Below are 21,087 nucleotides of genomic sequence, written 5' to 3'. Positions count from 1 at the left end.
ATGTGGCGCGTTTCTGAGATCACCCTAAAGGGTGACTTGTCGGTCCAAGCATTCTCGCTTACGGTTAAAGGATGTCACGCCTGGTCTACGGACAGGTTTGAACGATGAGGGTTTGCGGAGCGGTTCGGATCGGCTTCTTCACCGCGTTCATTGCAGCGGCCTCGCTCGGCGAACAGGTGCAGGGATCCCTCGCGCAAACACGACCATCCGTCTCTCTGCGTGAACCCGCGAATATGTCTTCGCGGAAGGAAAGCGCCCCCAGAAAGGCAGTGGGAACATCTGAGATCCGGTACACCGCAGGTTTGGTTTCCGGTGCGCCGCACAGCAGCGAATTCGCTATAGCTCAAGAAATTGCAACCGTGCTGGAGAGCGGCCAAGAGACCGGTCCTCGCGGCGAGATGGCACTGCGGGTAATGCCCATGGTCGGAAACGGTGGCAGCCGCAATATCCTGGATATACTCACCCTGGCAGGTGCCGATATGGCGATAGCGCCTGTGGTCTTGGTCGATCGGCTCCGGGAAGCGAAGACGTTCGGCGATATCCGCGGCAAGCTTGTCTACATCGTGCCCCTTTTTTCCGAAGAGTTCCATCTCCTTGCGCGGCCGGAGATCAGAGATCTGACAGATCTGGCGGGACAGACGGTCAATCTGGGGGAGGAGGGAAGCGCCGGTGCTATGCTTGGCCGTGAGGTGTTCAACGGTCTGGACGTGAAGATCAGCGAAGTGAACCTGGGGCTGGATGCCGCGCTGGATGGGATGCGGAACGGGCAAATTGTCGCGACCCTGTTGGTGTCGGGAAAGCCGGTCAACTTCCTCGCGCGCTACGCGCAATCCGATGGCATTCGCTTCCTGCCGATCCCGTATTCCCCGGCACTGGAGCGTGATTTCCTGCCATCGGCTTTCCATCACGAGGACTATCCAAACATCATCGCGACCGGTGAAAGCGTGGACACGATCGCGATCCAATCCGCTCTTTTCGCCTATAACTGGCCGATCCGTAAGGAGCGGTTTCAGCTCCTGGAACTGTTTGTCCAGACCCTGTTCTCGCGGTTTCCTGAATTTCTCGGCGACGGTCATCACCCCAAATGGCGTGAGGTGACCTTGGCGGCGCAGCTACCCGGTTGGCAGCGATTTCGTCCTGCGGAGCGCTGGCTCGAGCGCCAATCGGCGGGAGAAACCGCGCTTCGCAAACGCGTCCGACCAGTTCCTTAAGCAGCATTCGATCAGCAATCCGCAGGACCGCGAAGCATTGTTCCAGGATTTCCTGCGGTGGTGGCGAGAACGCAAGGAGGGCAGGTGAGCAAACGTTGGGAGATCTCAATGCGCAATCAACTTGCCGCCGCAGCACTAATTGCATTGCTCGGGTTGATCAGCGACGTGAGGCGGCCTGCCGCCCAACCTGCGCAAGCCGAACGCGCGCAGTGGGAGGCGCTCGCACCGACTAGCTTGCAATTGCACGTGGGCCGGAGAGCAAAAACAACCGCTCGCCGAAGCGGCAAAGCGCACAGAAAGTATCACGTCTTTCGTTCGCTTCCAAATCAGCGCAAGATTGCCGAAAAGAACGGATACAAGCGGCTCAGCGAGTTTGTGAACTTCCCAAAGTTCTTTCCTGGGCTTGGCATTGTCTTTGTCAAACCCGAAACTTTGCCGCTAGGGCCCTTCCTGTGCTTCGATCGCAAAGATCGTTTGGTAGCGACGTTGTATATGGTCCCGACAAAAGACATCGACGATCACAAGTCAATGGAGGCGCCTGGGTTCGCCGGACCAGTTGACCACGTCAATCTCTACTTCAACCCGGGTCACCCCGGAGTGGACGTGCCACACTATCACGTCCTGATCTGGCATGTGAGCAAGAAAGAGGAAGCGCGCGTTGCGAAATGAAGCGCGCAACAGAATCGGGCAAGACACCACTACAGCGGCTCGCCGTCGGTCGTTGAGGGCTGCCCCTGCAGTGAGGCAATATCTCCGCTGCCAAGTGGCGGAACATGAAGACCTGACAAGCGTACGTCTAAGGCCAAGGAAGCCCCAGCACCTTGGGGATAGAGGGACGAGCTGGGGCCGTGTGGCTGTGGCGTCGACCGCCGATGCGCCACGTCCAGGAGCTTCAAAACCAACGACCGATGAGTACTGGAACGAAAGCGTACTCCATTCAGCTGGGGCGGCGTTTGCACGACGTGTGCACCGGCACGCGCGACTAGCTCGCCCGTTCGCCACCGAACTCAGGCTCAGCCTCAGCCCGCCTCCCGTGGAGTTGCAGGAGGTGCCTTTTCAGTTGCTCTGGCATGCTTCCTACGATCACGATGCCGCGCACGCGTGGCTACGTCAGAGCGTGGTCCGGCTGATTGCCGAGCTTTGAATTGAAATCTGCCGAGCGCAGCACCTCGGATGGAGTGCTCAGATCGTAGCCTCGCATCTGGTTGGCCAAACGCTACAGGAGCGAGCAGGCGAAGCGGAGTTGAACAGGAGCATCAGCCTAGCCAATCGAACCTAGAGCAAAATCCAAAAAGCACTGGAGTGCGAAACATCCAGCTCCGGCCAAGGCTGCTCGCAAGAAGTCCAATCGCCGCCACGGCACTGTCGAACTTAGGCAAGCAAGATCAGGATCAACACTCCAGCAGGCACAGCCGCCTCACCGGTTTTATTCCGAAGTACCCTCCCCAGTTTGGGGCCAGCCCTCAGACGTGCGAGCGGCAAGCAACGTCGCGTGCGCTTCCCCGAAAGGACTATCTGGAACAGAACCAAAAGGGGTACCTTGAGCACACTAAGGGGTGCTTTGAGCACATTGCGGGCTGTGCATGAATGGGGTTAGGTAACCCCACGTCAGATCGCGCTTTTTTCATGCCCCAGCCGATCGAGACCGCGCCAAGAGACGGCAAGACTGTAACACTCGGCAAAACCGTAATACTCGAGGACGATGCGAGCGGGACTCACGAAGTCGCCCACTAGTCCGCCTAAGGCCGGCGGTTGGGCCGTTGAAAAACGACGATCCCAGCAAGCTTACGCCGTCGCACTGGTGTCCAATTTCGGCGGGGCAATATTCCCGGCGAGAGAACAATGGATCAAGTAACCAAGTTCGGGCCCGCGGGCCGGCGATTTGCAATTTGGACAGCCGCAAGCGTGATCGCAGCGGCGATAATGGTCTATTTCCACGCCGTAGTGGAAGAAATTCGATTCGCGCTTCCGGAGCCGGGTGACCCTGCATTATCTGCGCCTCAGCGAGCCGAGGTCGACCAGGCGAAAAGCGGATCGGCGAGGGAGACCGTCGTGCAGGTTCAGCAGTCGGTGGCGCTCCCTACCCCGGAGGCGCGACAATTCCAGCAGAACAAGCAGAAGGCAGAGGCTTTGGCGAATGAACTGGCCGAGGCCCGGCGCACAATCGACGGGCTCCATGCGCAGTTGCAGGCGGCAGTCGCAGCGGCCGCGCAATCGCTCGAGCAGGAGCGCGAAAAGACCGCCACCCTCCTCAAGCAGGCCGCTGCCACACGACAGGCGATCTCGGCGAACGCCGAGCAGCATCGCCGCGCGCTCGACGAGGAGCGCGCTCATAGCGCCGCGCTTGCCAGCGAACTTGCAGCGGCGCGCACCGAGATCGAGACGCATTCAGCACGGGCACGGCAAGCGGGCGAAGAAGCCGGCCAGTTGAGACAGGCAGCGGATGGCGAAGTCACGGAACTGCGACGCTCCCTACAAGAGGAGCAAAAAAAGACAGCCGCCTTCGTGAAGGAAGCCGATGCCGCGCGACAAGCGGTGATGGCGAGCACCGAGCAACAGCGTCGGGCGATTGACGAAGAGCGGGCTCGTGTCGCGAAGCTGGCGAGCGAACTTGCAGCGGCGCGCACCGAGATCGAGACGCATTCAGCACGGGCACGGCAAGCGGGCGAAGAAGCCGGCCAGTTGAGACAGGCAGCGGATGGCGAAGTCACGGAACTGCGACGCTCCCTACAAGAGGAGCAAAAAAAGACAGCCGCCTTCGTGAAGGAAGCCGATGCCGCGCGACAAGAGGTGATGGCGAGCACCGAGCAACAGCGCCGGGCGATTGACGAAGAGCGGGCTCGTGTCGCGAAGCTGGCGAGCGAACTTGCAGCGGCGCGCACCGAGATCGAGATGCATTCAGAGCGGGCACGGCAAGCGGGCGAAGAAGCCGGCCAGTTGAGACAGGCAGCGGATGGCGAAGTCGCGGAACTGCGACGGTCCCTGCAAGAGGAGAAAAAAAAGACAGCCGCCCTCGTAAAGGAAGCCGATGCCGCGCGACAAGCGGTGATGGCGAGCACCGAGCAACACCGTCGCGCGATCGAGGAGGCGCGGGCTCGTGTCGCCGCGCTGATGAGCGAGCTTGCGGCGGCGCGCACCGAGATCGAGACGCATTCAGCACGGGCACGGCAAGCGGGCGAAGAAGCCGGCCAGTTGAGACAGGCAGCAGATGGCGAAGTCACGGAACTGCGACGGTCCCTGCAAGAGGAGAAAAAAAAGACAGCCGCCCTCGTAAAGGAAGCCGATACCGCGCGACAAGCGGTGATGGCGAGCACCGAGCAACACCGTCGCGCGATCGAGGAGGCGCGGGCTCGTGTCGCCGCGCTGATGAGCGAGCTTGCGGCGGCGCGCACCGAGATCGAGACGCATTCAGCACGGGCACGGCAAGCGGGCGAAGAAGCCGGCCAGTTGACACAGGCAGCGGATGGCGAAGTCACGGAACTGCGACGGTCCCTGCAAGAGGAGAAAAAAAAGACAGCCGCCCTCGTAAAGGAAGCCGATACCGCGCGACAAGAGGTGATGGCGAGCACCGAGCAACACCGTCGCGCGATCGAGGAGGCGCGGGCTCGTGTCGCCGTGCTGATGAGCGAGCTTGCGGCGGCTCGTAGTGAGATCGAGACGCAGACAGCACGAGCCCGTAAGACAGATGCAGAATCCGAGCAGCACAAGCAGATTGCGGAGCGCGAGATCGCGGAGCTGCAACAATCTCCGCAGCGGGGGCGCCACAGGACCGAAGCAATGGCTCAGGATACTAAATCGGTACGGCGATCCATGGACGAGCGCGTGACGGTCGGCCTTGCGGTGGATTTCCAAGCCGCCGTCCGTACAGGATCAGGTGCAATGCAAGCCAAAGAAGCGGCAGCGGTGGGGAGGCCTGCAGACGCCGAGGCAGAAGGCAATCCGCAAGCGGCGCGATTGATTGCACGCGCCGGTGCGCTGCTTGGCCAGGGAAATGTCGGCGCGGCACGGATCGTGCTCGAGCGCGCCGCCAAGATCGGGAATCCAAAAGCAAGCTTTATGCTTGCGGAGACCTATGATCCCGCAATTCTATCCGCCTGGCGCGCCTTTGGAGCGCGCGGCGAAGTAGCGAAGGCGCGCGAGCTCTACGCGAAGGCGCTCGCCGACGGCATTCAGGAGGCGAAGGATCGTTTGAATGCGTTGCGAGAGTGAGGGGGAGGTTCATCTATGGGGCCCGATGACGGCGCCGGCTGGACGGCTTGATGACGAAGGGAGTTTTTGGGGATGAACACGCTTCCTGGCTACGCTCGTCACTCTTGCTCGGCGTGCTGGCCCCGTCCCTGATGATGGTACTTCAGCCAGCCATCGGCGATCTTTCGGAAGCGATGTGTCCAGTCGTAACCCCGTCAGCTTTTCAGATCAGATCGATGTCGCCATATCGCGACATCCAGCGCAGCGATGCCACGAGGCCATTGGATGTCCTTGTGCTTTTGCATGACATCTTGCGCGGGGGCTGTTGTTCTGCACTGCGCCCGACATCCTCGTAAGGAATACCCCTTAAGAATAGTCATGTCGCCTTTTTCGAAATCTGGCTCATCAAAGAGATCGGTTTAAAGTCTGACCAAGGGGACCACGGTCGCCATGTCAGCGGCTGTTGGTGTTCGTAGTCAGTAGCTCGAAGGTCACCTTTCCGGACTGATGGGACGTTGGCATGAAAGCGTGTGCAGGCGACTGGGTAGAGGTCTTGAGCAAGGAGGACATTCTCAGGACACTCGACAAGGATGGACGCCTCGAAGGTCTCCCCTTCATGCCGCAAATGTTCAGATATTGCGGTCACCGCTTTCGTATTTACAAGAGCGCGTACAAGACGTGCGATACGGTCAGCGGGCAGTATGCAGGGCGACGCCTGCAAGACGGATTCCATCTCAGTCTCCGCTGCGATGGTCAGGCGTACGGTGGATGTCAGGCCGGCTGCCTCATATTCTGGAAGAGCGCCTGGCTCAAACCCGTCGACGGGCCTGGGAAGGTCCAGTACGTGCCGAAACCCGTCCAGTCGCCGAGCGAGGAGGCGCGTTCACCGCCACGTTGCACGGAAAGCGACGTCCTAGGCGCCACAAAGCGCCGAGGCTCCGACGGAGAAGCCAGATATTGCTGTCAGGCCACCGAACTGCTCAACTATACGACACCGCTCAGTTTGTGGGATGTCCGCCAGTATGTGGATTCATATCGGTCAGGCAACACAACGTTGCCGGAGATAGCTCGCGGCTTTTTGTATTTGTTCTACTACTATGGAACGCTGGCCTTCAGCGACAGATGGGGAGGCCCAGCCCGTTGGCTATATAATCGAATCCAGGCTCTCACCGGCGGTGTTCCGTTCCCGCGATTGAGGGGAGCGATCCCGCTCGGTCAGCCCACGCCCAGACGCGATCTCGGTCTTCGGCCGGGCGACTTGGTGCGGGTAAGATCCTATGGAGAAATCCTTGCGACGCTGGACGTCGGCCTTTCGAACAGAGGTCTCAGGTTCGACGCCGAGCTTGTGCCATTCTGCGGCAAGGTCTTTCGCGTCAAAGCCTGCGTCGAACGCTTCGTGGACGAACAAACGGGACAACTGAGGCGGATGAAGACGCCGGCGGTTATTCTGGAAGGCGTCAGCTGCAAAGCGCTCTATCACGGTAAGCGGATGTTCTGTCCTCGCAGCATCCATTTGTGGTGGCGCGAAATCTGGCTCGAACGCGCCTCCATTGACGCGTGCCCCCGAGCCTCTCTTTCCTCCATCCAGGCCGGCGCGCGCGCAACGGCGGACAAGGCTGCATCGAATGCCGGCGGTGTCGCGATCGCAGAACAGGTGCTCAAGAATGGCTCATTGACGGATGACACCTTCATGTACTTGGGGGAATCCTCATGTTCGCAGACAGTATCGAGATAGCCCGCGTAACCGAGCGACGTCGAGGTGAACTTTCACCCGACATGAACTCGATCAAGACCGCTTCGGTTTGCGGTTTGGGGAAACTGGGCGCGTGCATAGCTGCGACTCTGGCAGCACGCGGTTTTGAAGTTGTGGGAGTGGACATTGATCAGGAGAAGGTCAGAAAGATCAACGAGGGTCTCGCGCCGCTAGATGAGCCGCTACTCGCCGAAACTATCCGAGCCGGACAGTCACGATTTCGTGCCACTCTCGATGCCCGAGAAACTGTTGCTACGGATGTCACGTTCTTTATTCCCCCGTCCCCGAGCCTTCCGGACGGTAGTTTTTCGAACGAATTTTTGTTGAAGGCCATGCAGCCGGTGGCCAGGGCAATGAAGGACGCCGGCAAGAAGAATCATCTGTTTGTTTGCAGTTCAACGACCACGCCCGGCGCCATCGATGCGGTTCTAATTCCGACGTTAGAACGCGAGCTCGATGGTATTTGCGGCCGGGATTTCAGCGTCTGTTACAATCCCGAATTCATTGCACTGGGCGACGTGATCAATGGTTTGCTGGAACCGGACCTGGTGTTGATTGGCGAATCGGATCCCCAAGGCGGCGCGGCCCTGGAACACCTCTACAGGAAATACAACCGCAATTCACCGCGGATCGCGCGCATGTCCATCGTCAGCGCGGAGCTGACGAAAATTTCGCTGAACAGCTACATCACCATGAAGATCAGCTTTACCAATCAGTTGCGGCTTATTGCAGCGCGTCATCCACAGGCCGATATTCATGCAATACTCGACGCTCTCGGCAACGACAGCCGTATTGGGAAAAAATACCTGCGCGCCGGTTTAAGCTATGGAGGCCCCTGTTTCCCGCGCGACAACCGTCTGCTGGCTTACACTGCGCGGCAGGTCGGACTGGAAGCGCCGCTCGCAGAGGCTTCGGACCGGGTGAACGAGCGAACCAAGGAAGAGTTGGTCGAGAAAATAGAGGAAATGACCAGGCCAGGCGACGTGGTTGCGGTTCTCGGCGTTGCGTACAAGCCGAACACGTATATTACCGAGGAAGCGGCGGGACTTTTTCTGGCGCAACGGCTCAAACGGCGCGGCAATCGCGTCCTCGTCCATGACTTCGCTGCAACCCCTGTCAATGCTCCGAGCCTCCACGAGTTCGAGATGATCTCGAACTGGGACGAATTCAAAAAAGATCCCGGTGTGGATCTCGTCGTTATTTGTTGTCCCTGGCCTCAGTACCGGGACTTAGCCGTTACCGCGGGAAACAGGGTCTTCACGCCATGGCAATTGTGAGTGAAAACCCGACCTATGCCGGTCTCTCCTGCTGCGCGCAGCCCGATGCGGCGTATTCAACTAATGGATCATTGGACTCCATCGTGCTTTTGGGAACGGCCGTCGCTTGTGTCACTTACGATTCCGCGCTGGAGCGAATCAAGGCGCTCGCTCGTGAACCGCGGGCCACAGCGGTCTGTCCATCCAACACTCACATCCTTGGCGAGGCCCGGCACAACTCCGAATTCGCCCGGGTACTGGCCCGTTTCGACCTGGTGTTGCCGGACGGGATGCCGGTGGTTTGGGCGCTCAACTTTCGCGGAGCCGGCCTGAAGGACCGGGTATATGGTCCATATTTTATGCGACACACATTGCGGCACACGCCTCGACCCTGGCGGCATTTTTTTTTCGGTGATTCCGAGGAATGCCTCGTGGAGCTGCGACGCGCGCTGGTCCAATTGCAACCGGATATTAAAATTGTAGGCATGCTTAGCCCGCCGTTTCGGCCCTTCACAGAGGCCGACGAGGTTTCGTTCGCCGATACCATCAATAACGCCGATCCGGATTTCGTGTGGGTCGCGTTGCCCGGCGTGCGGATGGAACGGTGGATCATCGACAATCAGGCGCGGTACCGGCGCGGTGTGTTCCTCGCGGTGGGAGATGCATTTGCGCTGCTCAGCGGCCGCCAGTCGTTCGCTCCGCCGTGGATGCAACGGATGGGGTTGACCTGGGCTTACCGGTTAAGCAAGGAGCCGCTCCGACTGGGCCCGCGTTATCTCCGATATAATTCTATATTCCTATTCTATTTGCTCTGGGACGTCCTGCGCAGGCGGGCCTAAAGAAAGGTCCGTCAGGCAAGTTAATCGCCTGACTGAAAAAGGTTGGGCGCTTCCAGTTGTCAGCTTCACGGCTGCAAACCTCACGATAAGCCTTGGAAGGGCACCCATGAACGAAGCGCAGATCCAAGCGTTCTGGCAGGCTCATCCTTGCGGCGATCAGCAGGTCGGCAGCCTCGATCAGGCCTTCCGTGGCGACTACGAAGCGTTCTTCTGGCAATACGACGCCTTCCGCTATAGCCGCGAGGGTCACATCCTGGGCTGCCTCGATGGCATCGACTTCCGTGGCGCGAAAGTGCTCGAGATCGGCCTCGGCCAGGGCACTGATTCGGAGCAGATCATCCGCCGAGGAGCGCGCTGGTCGGGGCTGGACCTCACGGCGGAGTCCGTAGCCCGGCTGCGCACCCGGCTGCAGCTGCGTCGGCTGCCCTATGACGAGCTGAAGCAAGGCAGCGCGCTGGCCATCCCCTATCCCGACAACACCTTCGACAAGGTGTTCAGTCACGGGGTGCTACACCATATCCCCGACATTCGGCTGGCCGAACGCGAGATCGCTCGCGTGCTCAAGCCTGATGGCGAGCTGATCATGATGGTCTACGCCAAATGGTCGTTCAACTATCTGGTCGCGATTAGTCTGCTGCGCCGTCTCGGCCTGCTGGCCCTCTGGGGCCTCAATCTCGATCCCGGCGGCGTCTACGGCGAGCATGTCGTCAACGCCCGCAGGATGGGGTTGAGAAACTATCTGAAGATGAGCAACTTCATCCACCGCAACACCGATGGGCCGAGCAACCCCTATTCCAAGGTCTATGGCCTGCGGGAAGTGCGCCAGGACTTCCCTTCATTCCACGTGGCCCGTGCCTATAAGCGTTGGATGCATGGGCCGCCGCTGCGCGTATCTTGGCTGCCGCTCGGCCGTCTCCTTGGCTGGCATCTCTGGGTTCATCTACGGCCGACCAAGTCCATCGCACCGGAGGTCGAGCCAAGGCTTGGACAGAAAGTTTAGCCGCGTCGCCTCTGGCGGATCCGCGGGGCAAGCGCTCCCGGCCACCCATAACCACGGGCCGCCATGCGCGGGTCATTTTGACCTATCGACTGGACGGTGATCTTGGCGCTATGTGCAGCCACCAGCATGAGGCACACCGACTTGCTCACGATACCAATCGGTTTGCCAATTGGCGCACCGAAGAAAGCCTTGATTTGCCGCAGTCGTCGTGAATAGCGCTTGCCGTCAGTGCTAAGGAAACCTCTCAGCTCCTTGAGGTCAAGAGCGGCCGAGACGTTGGCATGGAAGCGCTTTAGGAACAATCGCTCGTTTGCGCACCGGAAACGGCCAAGCAGAGCCAGTTCTGCCAGCATTGCGCGATCACTGCCGGCGAAATTGGGCAGGAGAGATGTTTGCTTCAGAATGTCACGACGGACGACGCCAAACATGTGAGTCCCCCAGCGGGCGCGCGTGAGCACCTGCCAAAACCGGCTGATGGCCACAGGCGCATCGCCTATGCCAGGGACGTCCGCCCAATACCGCCTTTGATTTGTAGGATCGACAAAGCTTCCTGTCTCCTGTTCGAAGGGGAGCAGCTCGCCTTTTTCGTCGATGAAGGCAGTACCGGTGTGAGCCAGGACGACATCCGGATTCTCTTCGAGCAACCTGACGCACGCCTCCAGGTAGGTCTCATGATAGAGGTCATCGTGGGCAGCCCATTTGAACAAGGGCGCCTTCGACAGCTCGAACACTCGATTGAAGTTAGCAACAGCTCCGAGGTTCCGCTGATTGCGGACATAATGAACGCGAGCATCGTTCCGTACATATTCGCGACAGATCTGTGGAGTGCGATCGCTCGAAGCGTTATCGCAAATCAGGATCTCGAAATCCCGAAAGGTCTGCGCCAAAAAGCTGTCCAGCAGCTCCGACAAGAACTCCTCTCCATTGAATACCGGGATTCCGATCGAGAGTTTAGGCATCGGGCTTGAGCATCCTGCTTTGATCAGCGCCGATCATGTCGGTCGTAACGGCTCAGATCAACGACCGCCTGCGCGGTACCACTTTGCGGCCATCCGCACCTGTCGACGGCGCCGGGACACCGAGTTTGGAGGTACTCCTTCAGAATGATCAACTGAATCGCAGCCCGGAGAAGCGCGGCCATCATTTGTCGGACAAGACCTGGCGACCGCTCTGCTCCAGGCCCTTGCGCCGGAATCCGTCCCAGTCGGTCACGTCCTCGTCCCAAACGAAGCGAGCCGGGCCACTCGTGCCTCGAACACGATAGGTGTTGGCGTCGAACCGATTGTTGCCATTGCTAATGATGCCAAAATTCTCGTTCTCGGGCTTTGTGTCTGAGGCACCTCCAGCACAGGGGGCTCCCTCGAATGTCATTTCGTTGGCGCGAACGGTGTTATTGCGCGTTTTGTACATCGCGCCTTTCTCGCTGCGGCGTCCTTGATCGATCAGCATAATGCCGCACGCCCCGGGCTCAACCGTCACCGTATTGCCGGTCACCTCCACGTCCTGCGACGCGGCAATGGCAATATCGGCTCGCCAAAACCAGCTTCTCCCACGTCCATTATGCCGCACCACGTTCCTGCGGATCACCGCGTTGAACGAAATCTCGTGGAAGATGCCGTTGTACTGATTGTTCTCGACGATATTGTCTTCGTAAATGACGTTGCGACATTCGATATCGCACCACAGCCCAATACCATTGTTATCATTGACATGATTACGACGGAACGTGACGCCGCTGCTCCGAGCGATCTTGGCTCCGCCAGCCTCCCATTCTGGATCGAAGCCATAGATGTTGTTTGACCAGATGCGGTTATCCTCGATGAGGATGTCCTTGCCGTTGCCCGCGATGCCGATCTGGCCGTTGTGATGGATGTCGCAGTTGTGCACGCGAGTTCCGGTCCCGACGCCGATCCCGCTACCGCTGTTGAGCCGCACTATACAGTTTTCGATCATCCATCGTGCGCCCTCGCGAGCGTGGATGGCACCTTTTTGCGCCCGGCTCCCATACTTCTCGACCGTGAGGTTGCTGATCACCACATCGGACGCATCGCTTTCGAAGGCAAACGTGGCGATTGTCGCCTCGACCTTGTGGTTCGTCGGGTCGTCGGCGACATAGACCCGGCCGCCTGCGTAATCGATGTAAACTTCATTGCTTGCAAGCGCATCCTTGCTCAGCACCTTCGTGAGCGGCTTGTCGTCAATGAAAACCGCTTCGGGCTGGTCGCAGGCCGGCGCGCTCGGCAGGCATTCGCCATGTCGGGGAATACGTTGGAGTTGGCTGTTCGCCACCCAATAGTTCTTCTCGCGTCTGAAACCGTCCAGCAGTCTGCTGCCGTTCAGAACGGTTCCGCTCTCCCCGTAGAATATCTGCCCCGGCCGTGGGCGAACGGCTTGCGCCCTGTGTATTCCTTCCTTCAGGCAGAACACGGCGCCCTCGCCAGAGATGTCGACCGCTGCCTGGATCGAGCTGCCAGGCTCAATGGCGATCGCATCGAGGGGACAGGATGAACTGTTGACCTTGACGAGGGCGGCCGCGGTAAGGATCAACACGCTGCTAAGAGCCAACGTGCCGATAACTGTCCTTCGCGCTGTCGAACTTCGAATCCATGCTCCCATTGCCATTGCGTCCATCATGCGCCCCCCACGTTCTCGAAGGCGACAATTCAGCCTACCCTTCACCGCTGCGCCAGCCGCAATCCGCAGGTCAGACCGATCGCGGCCGGCACTCCAGATCCCACCTCATTTTGCTGAGGGGCATTCGACATAATGGGGTCTCTAGTTCGGCGTCGATCTGAGGTGATCGGCGAGCCGAAGCGAGAGCGCGACGATGGTCAGCGACGGGTTGGCATAGCCGCCGGTGGGAAAGACCGATCCTCCGGCGATATAGAGGTTGGTCATCTCGTGTACCCGACAGTTCTCGTCCACGACTCCACGAGTGGGGTCGTTGTGCATCCGTGTCGTACCGAGGTGGTGCCAGTTGCCGAACACCGCCGGCGAATGCTTCCCGTCTCCAAGGGTCGAGATCACAGTGCCCACGCCTGCCTCACGGACGGCGTCGCCGAAGATCTCCATGGTCCGCCGGATCGAGCCCCAGTCCATGCTCGTCAGCCGCCAATCGAGGATCGTCATGGGGACGCCGAGTCGATCTCGGCGTCGCGCGAGTCTCACCCTAGAGGACATCGTCGGCGCCTGCTCGGCCATCACGTCGATGCCGAAGACCTCCGGTGGGCGCCCGGAGCGCCAGGTCGCATAGTGGCGGATGATCTGCGGTGCGCCCAGAATGGTCCTCAGCGCGTGCCTCGCCAGCCCCGGCGTCGCAACTCCGTGGTGCACCGATCTGCGGACGATCTGGGCCGATCGCACGGCCGGCGTCATACCAGAGCGGTAGGTATGTCGTAGACGCAGCACGGCATTGAGCAGTCGCTCTGTGCTCAGAGCAGAGTCACTTAACCGAAACATGGCTTCGACCGTGACGTGCTCCCCAGCGCGCTGGTGCTGGTACAGCCTGAACGCGTTTTGGTCGAGCTTCGGATCGGGAATCAGGTATCCTGTTGTGACATCCGGATGTTCCATGAAGGACCGGCCCACCAGATCGCGGTCATTGCCAATGCCAGCGGGCTGGCTGTCCCTCGAGACCAGCAGCAGGCGAGCGGTCTCGATCGCTCCCGCGGCGAGAACGAACGTCCGTGCGTGGACGCCGAATCGGTTGCCTGACAACGTCGCACAGTCCGTCCGGACCACGCGCCCGCCGCTGTCGGCGAGGTGCACGGCGGTGGCGTGGAGCACGAGGTTGACGTTCTCGGCCCGCGCGAAGTCATCCTCGTATCGGTCGAATCTGCTGTTCCTGCCAAACTGGAAGATCACCGATTCGACGAGCTTAGGATCCAGAGGTAGCGGAGTCCCGTAGCCTTGGGCCTCCCATGTCTTCGCATCGTAGGCGAACGGGCCCAACCCGCACACCTGTTGGGCCCGTTGGTAGAAGGGCTCGAGCTGCGCCCTGTCGATTGGCCAGCCGTGCTCCGGCAAACCGTCTCGTGTCCGGAAATCGATCGCGTCGAGCGGTCGGGCGTGAACGCCGCGACGTTCGTGCCATGCCCGCGACGAGCCGCCGAACGCGCGCACCCTTGTGAACCGGAGCGGATAGTAGGGTTGTCCAGCGTTGAGGCCGCTGGCCAGTGCTTGCTCACCCAGCGTATGTCGTCGCAGCACGGTTGGTAGGTCGCGAAGGGACTTCGTGAATTCGAGGTCGCCTCCTTCGAGGAGTACGACTCTCTCAGACCGACCGATGAACTCCCGCGCGATCGAGATCCCGGCGATCCCTGCGCCGACGATGCAGATGTCGGCCTGCAGCGTCGAGCCCGCGGCGATGTATCTTGCGTCAGTGAACACCCACCGGCCTCCGATCCTCAAGCACGCTGGAGACTCCAGGACCATGATGCCTAAGCCAGGACCTGAACATGAGCACCGGCCAAAGATGGTCAGCGCGATCTCGCCGGCCGGTCAGATGTTCGTGCCACTTCACTCGGATCGGATCTGGGTCCAACAGTCCCTCTTGGCGGATGCTACTTGGGTGCAATAGGTCCTCGGTCCATTCCCTCAGGGGTCCTCTGAGCCACGTGCTCAACGGCAGATGGAATCCCATCTTGGGTCGCCGATACAATGCTTCGGGAACGTGTCGGTGGAGAACCCGGCGAAGGATATACTTCCCCGTCTCGCCGCGCACCTTCAGGTCAGGCGGCAGAGTGAAGGAGAATTCGACGACGCGATAGTCCATGAACGGCACGCGCGCCTCTACGCTTACGGTCATGCTCGCGCGATCGACCTTCTTGAGCTGCGTGTCCACGAAGGTCGTGACGAGTTCATGAGCGAGCATCCGCTCCAAAATCTCGAATTCGCCGTTCAGTCGAACGAATGCAAAATCGGTTGGCGGTTGCTCGGGATCGTGACCGACGACGAGTCGGTCACCGGGATCCCACCGGGTGGATAGTACACGGTACATCTCTTCGTCGGAGGCAGAGACCATCCAGCGTGCCAATCGGTGGAGCTTGGCGCCAGGGGTTCGCTCCCGTAGCCGGGGAGGGACCGCCGGCTCGATGATGTCGAAGAACTTGTCCCACGTCGCCGGTGAGATCGCCGTCAGCGCTCGCGCTCCTTGCTCCCGGAGCCCGGCCGGCACCCAACCGAGCCGTCGGCACACTCTTGGCAGCCATCGATGGCGGTGGTAGCCCGCGAATAGCTCGTCGCCTCCGTCGCCACACAATGTAACGGTCACGCTCTGTCCAGCAAGCCGGTAGGCGACGTGATTGGATACGTAGGACGGATCGGATTGCGGTTGGTCGGACAGCCGAGCGAGCGAAGGGATAAGCTGGATGATATCGTTCGGCGCCATGTAGAGCTCGGTGTGATCCGACCCGATGTGAGCCGCGATCTTCCGCGCGGCAGGCGCCTCATCGAGGCCCGAATCGGGAAAGCCGATCGAGAAGCTTCGGATCCTCCTCGGGCTGTCATGCTGCAGAAGCGCGAGCACCGTCGAGGAATCGATCCCGCCCGAAAGCAGGACCCCCAGCGGAACGTCGCTGACCGTGCGCAAGCGGATCGCGTCCCTCAACAAGCTGTCCAACCGCTCGACGGCGTCTGCCTCGCTTCCCGAGAAGCGATCCTGGTGTCCGATCTCGGCCTTGTCAGTCGCCGACCAGTACACGTGCTCATGCACCTGCATACTGTGGTCAAACGTCACATGCGTTCCTGGGCGGATGCCGCGAACTCCGCGGTAGATCGTGTCCTCGGATCGTCGGTGTATCCCGCGTAGGTACCGATCCAGCCAGTCGCGGTCGATCGTCAGTGCTGCGTATGGATGGACCGAAATCGCCTTCAATTCCGAACCGAATACGAGTGCGCCGTTGAGGCGACCGTAGTAGAGGGGCTTTACGCCGAGTCGATCTCGCACTAGGCACAGTGTTCGCTTGCGGGCGTCCCAGAGCGCGAACGCGAACATGCCGTTGAACGATTCGAGCGCGCTGTCGAGGCCCCAAGCTTCGATGGCCGCAAGGATCACCTCGGTGTCCGAGTGACCGCGCCAGCGTGGCGCCAGACCTGCCGACTCGAGCGTCCGAGCGATCGCCGCGGCGTTGTAGATCTCACCGTTGTACGTGATCACGTACCGACCCGATGCGGAGTGCATGGGCTGATGGCCCTCGGGTGAAAGGTCGATGATCGCCAGCCTTCGATTTCCGAGCGCGATTCCAGCGATCGGGTCGACCCAGGTACCCTCGTCGTCGGGTCCACGGTGTGCGAGGGAGTTCGTCATGTCGATGAGATGTCGGCGCATCCATTCGGGACCGCGATTGCTGCTGGGGTCAAGGAAGCCTGCGATGCCGCACACGAGGAGCCTTCCGGTCTTGATTGTCGATGATCCACAGTTCCTTCAGCACGCCGGCCAACGCCACTCACACGAAATCCGGAGCGGCGAAAATGAACGCACCCTGGTGAATGGCAGCGCGGACTTCTGCGTTGTTGTAGCAGGGCGCCACCATCGATAGGCATGGCGCCATCAGGTCCGCCAAGCCGACATGGCCTTCTCCATCGGAACGCCTCCTATGCTGATAACCATGGGGCAGTTCGGCTTTGGCTGCACTACGGTCCTTGGTGATCGTTAGCGAGATTTTGGGCTACCACTAACGCATACTGGCGTAATCCTCTCACCCTCCGATGTTTTGCTCGCGATGCTTTCACTGCGCGGGGGATACCGATCGCCGGCTCGGCAAGATCATCGGGAGTGACGCCCCGCATAGTGATGTATGAAGGATCGAGCAATAGGACCACGCGCAGCTATCGGTAGCTTTGGATATGCTCACCTGCTCCTTTCTCCAACCGACCGAACACTCAGTTTCGCTTTAGCCTAGAACCCGGTATACCAACGAAATCCGTTGAAAGGCTGAGCCCGATAGATCATCACAGATCCAACGCCGAAGCCGAACAGGCACCAGAACCAGATGCCCTGCATTGGACCCTCGAGCACGACGTCGAACGTCGCATTGATAAGGATCGCCGCGGCATAGCAGCCGATGAACAAGAACAGGTCGGCCCACTGTTTATGTCCGCGGGCGCGGGCCGTGAGTATCGCTCTCATCAGCATGCCAAACCAGGACACGAGGACAAGCGCCCACAGCACCAGGCCGGGAACCCCAGCGCGCGCCAACAGGGTCATGTGCGCGTTATGCGGACTGCGCGTTGGCGGACGAGGATCGCGCCCACCGATGCTACCCTCGAAGAAACCGTCGGCGTCGGCGAGATTAATCCCGAAGCCTCGGCCGGTCCAGAAATTGGGTCCATAGATGGTATCGTTGATGATGACGTCCCACCAATTCAGACGCCATAGTTTGGTGCCTTCCGTTTGCTCGCCGGATTGTCCGATGATGCTCTTGGCGTTTTCGACAATCTGGTGCGCGCTGACCGGGCGCTCCCACGAACCACCCCTGGCTTCCTCGTAAGCGCCGAAGGTAGACTCGAGCGCGAGAAGAGCGGCGAATACGCCCACGGTCACCACCACAGTCGCGAGCATCAGACGGTACCGTCCGAGCGCGAGCATTGCTATCGTGACTGGTACGATGACGGCAAGCGTTGCGCCACGATTGGTCGCGCTGACCAGAACCAGCATAGCGAACCAGACGACAATCCAGAAAAAAGAGACTTTACGATAGCCGATCAAGGCGAAAACCATGCCGCCGGCCAAATGCGTTCCCACCGCGCTTGGACCTATATCCACGATCGGCACTGGACCGTACAGCCGTGGAATGTCGTTGCCCCAGTACTTGGCAAGCAATAACCCCACTAACATGGCGGGAAAGCTCGCCAGCATGATCCTGTAGTAGCGAAGCATGACGTTGATGCGGCGCGCATCCTCGAGCAACAGACTAATAACAATGAAGGCAAAACCGCCATAAATGATGATGGCGCTATCGCGCAGGGAGTCGAACCCGTACAAGCCAACGAACGGAAGCGTGCGCGCGAGGACCAAAGCCATCAGCGCGGCTAGCAGGAGCGCCGGCAGCGTCGCGAGCGTGCCGACATACGCGCCGATCCGGAGAAAGACAACGATGCCGGTGAGGAAGGCCATCTCGCCCACGTAGAGCGGCGGGAAGCCGAGATAGGCGAAGCCCTTCCCCATGAGTGCATAACCCAGCAACACGATAGCGAGCAGGGCCAGATAACGGTCGCCTGCGGAAAGCGCGTCCCGGGATTCTCTTTTCAACGTGTCAGCCAATGTTCCTTGCGCGTCGGACATTGCTGCAATCCTTCATCGTTCTGTGGGGGCAGCGTGGGTCTTGTCGATCGGGACTGGGCTGACTGCCGCCGCGGATCGCACCGGCGCGCGTGATCTTTCGTTGGCGATCAGCCAGGCGATCGCGATCACGGCGCCGGTTGCACGCACCAGGTTGGCGAGCAACAGAGCCACGCATGCCCCGAACGCGCCGAGCTGGCCGATGAGCGCAAAGGCCAGCACCACCGCCGCGCCGAGGGCCAAGACATTGACCAGAGAGGCGAGGCTGCCGGCTTGAACGCCGAGGAGGGTTTTGTTGATCATTTCCGCGATGTATTCGAGCACGCAGGCGGCCGCGAGGAGCTGCAAGCCCGTGGCCAGGGTGAGGTAGGGCGATGACGGACCATATGCCAACCGCAGAAGCAGCTCCGGCATCAGAACGGCTACGACAGCAATGAGAAGTATCGGGCCCAAACCAAAGAGGACATAGCCATAGACTGCGCGCGCCGCACCGATCGTGTCCCCTGCGCGGTATGCGTGAGCGGCGAGCTGCGGTATGGCGTTGCCCATCCCCATGATGATCGGGTTCATCATGTTAGCGATGTTCAGGCCGGCTTGAAGCGATGCGGTCGCCGCGGTACCTGCAAAGGCCGCCAGCACCCACGGAAGGAGCTGAAAGCGGGTAAGCACCAACTGGTAATTGATGAGAGACCATTTGCCGATCGAAAGATACTCACGCGCCAATAGCCGCGCGTCGGCAAAATCCGGCCAAGCATATCGTAGCTTCGACGCATGCACGATGGCACCGATGCCGAAGGTCACCGACATCACATAGAGCGCGGCCGGGAGGGTGATGGCATCGAGCCAAGCCAGAAGCCCGACCAGCAGGGCCTGTCCGACAAAGGCGATACCGTCTCCGGCCACCGCCGCGCGATAAAGGAAATCGGCGAGCAGGCATCGCCGCGAAGTCTCTTGCGCCTGCCAGCACAAATAGCAGAGGCAGGCCGGCAACACGATATTGTCGAACTCCAGCAGCGTGGTTCCAAGCGCCATGACCACGACCAGCACGAGAGCCAGAGTCGCGGCGAGCAGGACCGTGTTTCCGAGCAGACCGGCGCGCTCCTCATCACTCGCGATGCACAGGCGCAGCGAGAGCGGGTAGGAAATGAGTGAGTAATCGATGTTCCGCAGGATGAAGATGGCACCCAGGAAAAGAGCGAATTCCCCGTAGTCCTCTTCGCTGAGAGTGCGCGCGAGCAGCAAGTTCAGCAGGAAATTGCCGAAGCTCACTACACCCTGGTCGACGAGCGTCCATGATGCTTTCTCGATGAGAGGTTTGGCGCTCATGGAAATGCCCTCGGCAGTCGTTATCCCCACCAGGAGATGCAGATCAGAACTGGTTTCAGAGCAAACGCGGATGCTGCCGATGATCAACGTTCTGTCTGGAGATCATGCGATCGTGCCAGACGGCCAGGCCGATGCCGGCCAGCAAAGCCAATATGAATGACACCCCCAGGATCACGAATCCCTTCGGGCTCGTCGGTGTCCGATTTGGTATGGCCAGCTTGACGCTTTCATTACTCACAAGGCCGTTTTGGTCAGCATCGTCCGGATTCATGGCGGCGCTCAGGGCTGCGCGTGCAGCATTCAGTGCGGCCCCGGCCTGCAAGACGTTCGGATGCTTTTCGCCGTAGATCGCGAGTTGACGCCCCAGTTCACCGTGGGCTGCCGCAGCGGCATCCCGTCTCCGTTGCAGGTCCTTGTCCCGGAGGTATTCGATGGCGAAGGCGTTGACGACCCGCGCGGCCTGGTCGGCGGACGTCGCCGTAAAGGAAATAGAGATAAGGTATGAACGTGTGTCGTTCGTTACCGTCACTTTGTTGCGCAACATCGCGACGGTGCGATCGAATGGCGAATGGTTACGGGTTTCCGGTAGAAGCTTGACCCGAATCCAATCCAGGCCCTGCGTGGCCCACGAGCGCGAGTTCGCGGCCATGGGATCCAGCCCAAGTCGCTTTACGACCGCCCGCACGATTGCGTCGGAACGGATCAGACGAGCCTCGCTGGTGACCATCGACGCCGCGTCAACGGTTCCCAAGGGTACGGCCTTCCCCTGCTCATGGGAGAAGAACAGATTCGGATAGATGAGAGCCTCCGCCGAATACTTACGCGGCATCAGGGGTATGAAGATGCTCGCGACCGCGAGCGCCAGCGCCACGAGGGATGCGATGCGCCTTCTGTGCCGCCAAATCGAGACTAGCGCTTGGGCGGCGACATCCACGTAGTGGGCTCGAAAATCCGAACCCTCGTGCTGAAAATCGGGCGGCTTTTCATGATTGAATTTGAGCGGTGTATTCATCATTGATTCAATATCTGATCGGAGCGCGCAGCGCGCAGCGCTTTGGGCGGCGTATGCGCTGCAAGATGACTACCTCGAAGACGCGGTGCCAAGTTTTTTTCGGTTATTTCCGCCGGCGTACAGTCTTCCAGGGTGAGTACCCCGGATGGTTCGTTGACTCCGTGCACTGCCGCCGACAGGCTTCACTAGTATCCTGGCGAACTCACTCGAGAATACTCGGC

At 60.1% G+C, this 21,087-nt stretch carries 14 protein-coding genes; 7 read left to right on the top strand and 7 right to left on the bottom strand.

Going from position 1 to position 21,087, the window contains the following annotated elements; all coding sequences use genetic code 11:
* Positions 1 to 104: 104 nt before the first annotated feature.
* From J6524_RS05545 to J6524_RS05515, 7 genes are all read left to right on the top strand, one after another.
* Positions 105 to 1,211: a TAXI family TRAP transporter solute-binding subunit gene (locus J6524_RS05545; protein ID WP_225669377.1), complete on the top strand. Its 1,107-nt coding sequence runs from the start codon at positions 105 to 107 to the stop codon at positions 1,209 to 1,211.
* 108 nt (positions 1,212 to 1,319) lie between these two features.
* Positions 1,320 to 1,880: a hypothetical protein gene (locus J6524_RS05540; RefSeq protein ID WP_225669376.1), complete on the top strand. Its 561-nt coding sequence runs from the start codon at positions 1,320 to 1,322 to the stop codon at positions 1,878 to 1,880.
* A 1,254-nt stretch (positions 1,881 to 3,134) separates the two neighbouring features.
* The gene (locus tag J6524_RS05535) at positions 3,135 to 5,420 is read left to right on the top strand and encodes a hypothetical protein (RefSeq protein ID WP_225669375.1); all 2,286 of its coding nucleotides are present in this window, start codon (positions 3,135 to 3,137) and stop codon (positions 5,418 to 5,420) included.
* A 499-nt stretch (positions 5,421 to 5,919) separates the two neighbouring features.
* Positions 5,920 to 7,134, top strand: coding sequence for a hypothetical protein (locus J6524_RS05530; protein ID WP_225669374.1), 1,215 nt, complete (start codon positions 5,920 to 5,922; stop codon positions 7,132 to 7,134).
* On the top strand, positions 7,110 to 8,429 hold the full coding sequence (locus J6524_RS05525; RefSeq protein ID WP_225669373.1) for a nucleotide sugar dehydrogenase: 1,320 nt from the start codon (positions 7,110 to 7,112) through the stop codon (positions 8,427 to 8,429). The genes J6524_RS05530 and J6524_RS05525 overlap by 25 nt, the downstream gene beginning before the upstream one ends.
* Positions 8,417 to 9,247 carry a WecB/TagA/CpsF family glycosyltransferase gene (locus tag J6524_RS05520; RefSeq protein WP_225669372.1) on the top strand — a complete coding sequence of 277 codons (831 nt, stop codon included), beginning with the start codon at positions 8,417 to 8,419 and terminating at the stop codon, positions 9,245 to 9,247. The genes J6524_RS05525 and J6524_RS05520 overlap by 13 nt, the downstream gene beginning before the upstream one ends.
* A 106-nt stretch (positions 9,248 to 9,353) precedes the next feature.
* Entirely contained in the window at positions 9,354 to 10,247 is an 894-nt protein-coding gene (locus J6524_RS05515; protein WP_225669371.1) for a class I SAM-dependent methyltransferase, read from the top strand.
* Here the strand turns inward: J6524_RS05515 and J6524_RS05510 are convergent.
* The 7 genes from J6524_RS05510 to J6524_RS05480 form a co-directional block, all read right to left on the bottom strand.
* Entirely contained in the window at positions 10,244 to 11,206 is a 963-nt protein-coding gene (locus J6524_RS05510; RefSeq protein ID WP_225669370.1) for a glycosyltransferase family 2 protein, read from the bottom strand. The two genes, J6524_RS05515 and J6524_RS05510, sit on opposite strands and share 4 nt — an antisense overlap.
* A gap of 181 nt (positions 11,207 to 11,387) precedes the next feature.
* Positions 11,388 to 12,881, bottom strand: a complete 1,494-nt coding sequence (locus tag J6524_RS05505) for a right-handed parallel beta-helix repeat-containing protein (protein WP_225669369.1) — start codon at positions 12,879 to 12,881, stop codon at positions 11,388 to 11,390.
* A 141-nt stretch (positions 12,882 to 13,022) separates the two neighbouring features.
* The gene (locus tag J6524_RS37585; protein WP_225669368.1) at positions 13,023 to 14,636 is read right to left on the bottom strand and encodes an FAD-dependent oxidoreductase; all 1,614 of its coding nucleotides are present in this window, start codon (positions 14,634 to 14,636) and stop codon (positions 13,023 to 13,025) included.
* Positions 14,626 to 16,629, bottom strand: coding sequence for an asparagine synthase (glutamine-hydrolyzing) (asnB, locus tag J6524_RS05495; RefSeq protein ID WP_225669367.1), 2,004 nt, complete (start codon positions 16,627 to 16,629; stop codon positions 14,626 to 14,628). The genes J6524_RS37585 and asnB overlap by 11 nt, the downstream gene beginning before the upstream one ends.
* Before the next feature lie 516 nt (positions 16,630 to 17,145).
* Positions 17,146 to 18,531 (bottom strand): O-antigen ligase family protein, encoded by a 1,386-nt coding sequence (locus J6524_RS05490; protein ID WP_225669366.1) that lies wholly within the window; start codon positions 18,529 to 18,531, stop codon positions 17,146 to 17,148.
* Positions 18,532 to 18,543: 12 nt separating this feature from the next.
* Positions 18,544 to 19,941, bottom strand: coding sequence for a lipopolysaccharide biosynthesis protein (locus tag J6524_RS05485; RefSeq protein WP_225669365.1), 1,398 nt, complete (start codon positions 19,939 to 19,941; stop codon positions 18,544 to 18,546).
* Complete coding sequence (locus J6524_RS05480) at positions 19,910 to 20,866, bottom strand: GumC domain-containing protein (RefSeq protein ID WP_225669364.1); 957 nt, start codon at positions 20,864 to 20,866, stop codon at positions 19,910 to 19,912. Before J6524_RS05480 ends, J6524_RS05485 begins: the two co-directional genes overlap by 32 nt.
* Positions 20,867 to 21,087 lie beyond the last annotated feature (221 nt).

Source organism: Bradyrhizobium hereditatis (assembly GCF_020329435.1).
Classification (GTDB): Bacteria; Pseudomonadota; Alphaproteobacteria; order Rhizobiales; family Xanthobacteraceae; genus Bradyrhizobium; species Bradyrhizobium hereditatis.
The sequence above is the reverse complement of the archived record's forward strand: the minus strand, read 5'-3'. Positions and strand labels throughout refer to the sequence as shown.

Excerpts from the sequence above, each read along its gene's own strand:
- J6524_RS05545 (WP_225669377.1), top strand. The coding sequence starts at position 105 with ATGAGGGTTTGCGGAGCGGTTCGGATCGGCTTCTTCACCGCGTTCATT.
- J6524_RS05540 (WP_225669376.1), top strand. The coding sequence starts at position 1,320 with ATGCGCAATCAACTTGCCGCCGCAGCACTAATTGCATTGCTCGGGTTG.
- J6524_RS05535 (WP_225669375.1), top strand. The coding sequence starts at position 3,135 with ATGGTCTATTTCCACGCCGTAGTGGAAGAAATTCGATTCGCGCTTCCG.
- J6524_RS05530 (WP_225669374.1), top strand. The coding sequence starts at position 5,920 with ATGAAAGCGTGTGCAGGCGACTGGGTAGAGGTCTTGAGCAAGGAGGAC.
- J6524_RS05525 (WP_225669373.1), top strand. The coding sequence starts at position 7,110 with ATGTTCGCAGACAGTATCGAGATAGCCCGCGTAACCGAGCGACGTCGA.
- J6524_RS05520 (WP_225669372.1), top strand. The coding sequence starts at position 8,417 with ATGGCAATTGTGAGTGAAAACCCGACCTATGCCGGTCTCTCCTGCTGC.
- J6524_RS05515 (WP_225669371.1), top strand. The coding sequence starts at position 9,354 with ATGAACGAAGCGCAGATCCAAGCGTTCTGGCAGGCTCATCCTTGCGGC.
- J6524_RS05510 (WP_225669370.1), bottom strand. The coding sequence starts at position 11,206 with ATGCCTAAACTCTCGATCGGAATCCCGGTATTCAATGGAGAGGAGTTC.
- J6524_RS05505 (WP_225669369.1), bottom strand. The coding sequence starts at position 12,881 with ATGATGGACGCAATGGCAATGGGAGCATGGATTCGAAGTTCGACAGCG.
- J6524_RS05490 (WP_225669366.1), bottom strand. The coding sequence starts at position 18,531 with ATGTCCGACGCGCAAGGAACATTGGCTGACACGTTGAAAAGAGAATCC.
- J6524_RS05480 (WP_225669364.1), bottom strand. The coding sequence starts at position 20,866 with ATGAATACACCGCTCAAATTCAATCATGAAAAGCCGCCCGATTTTCAG.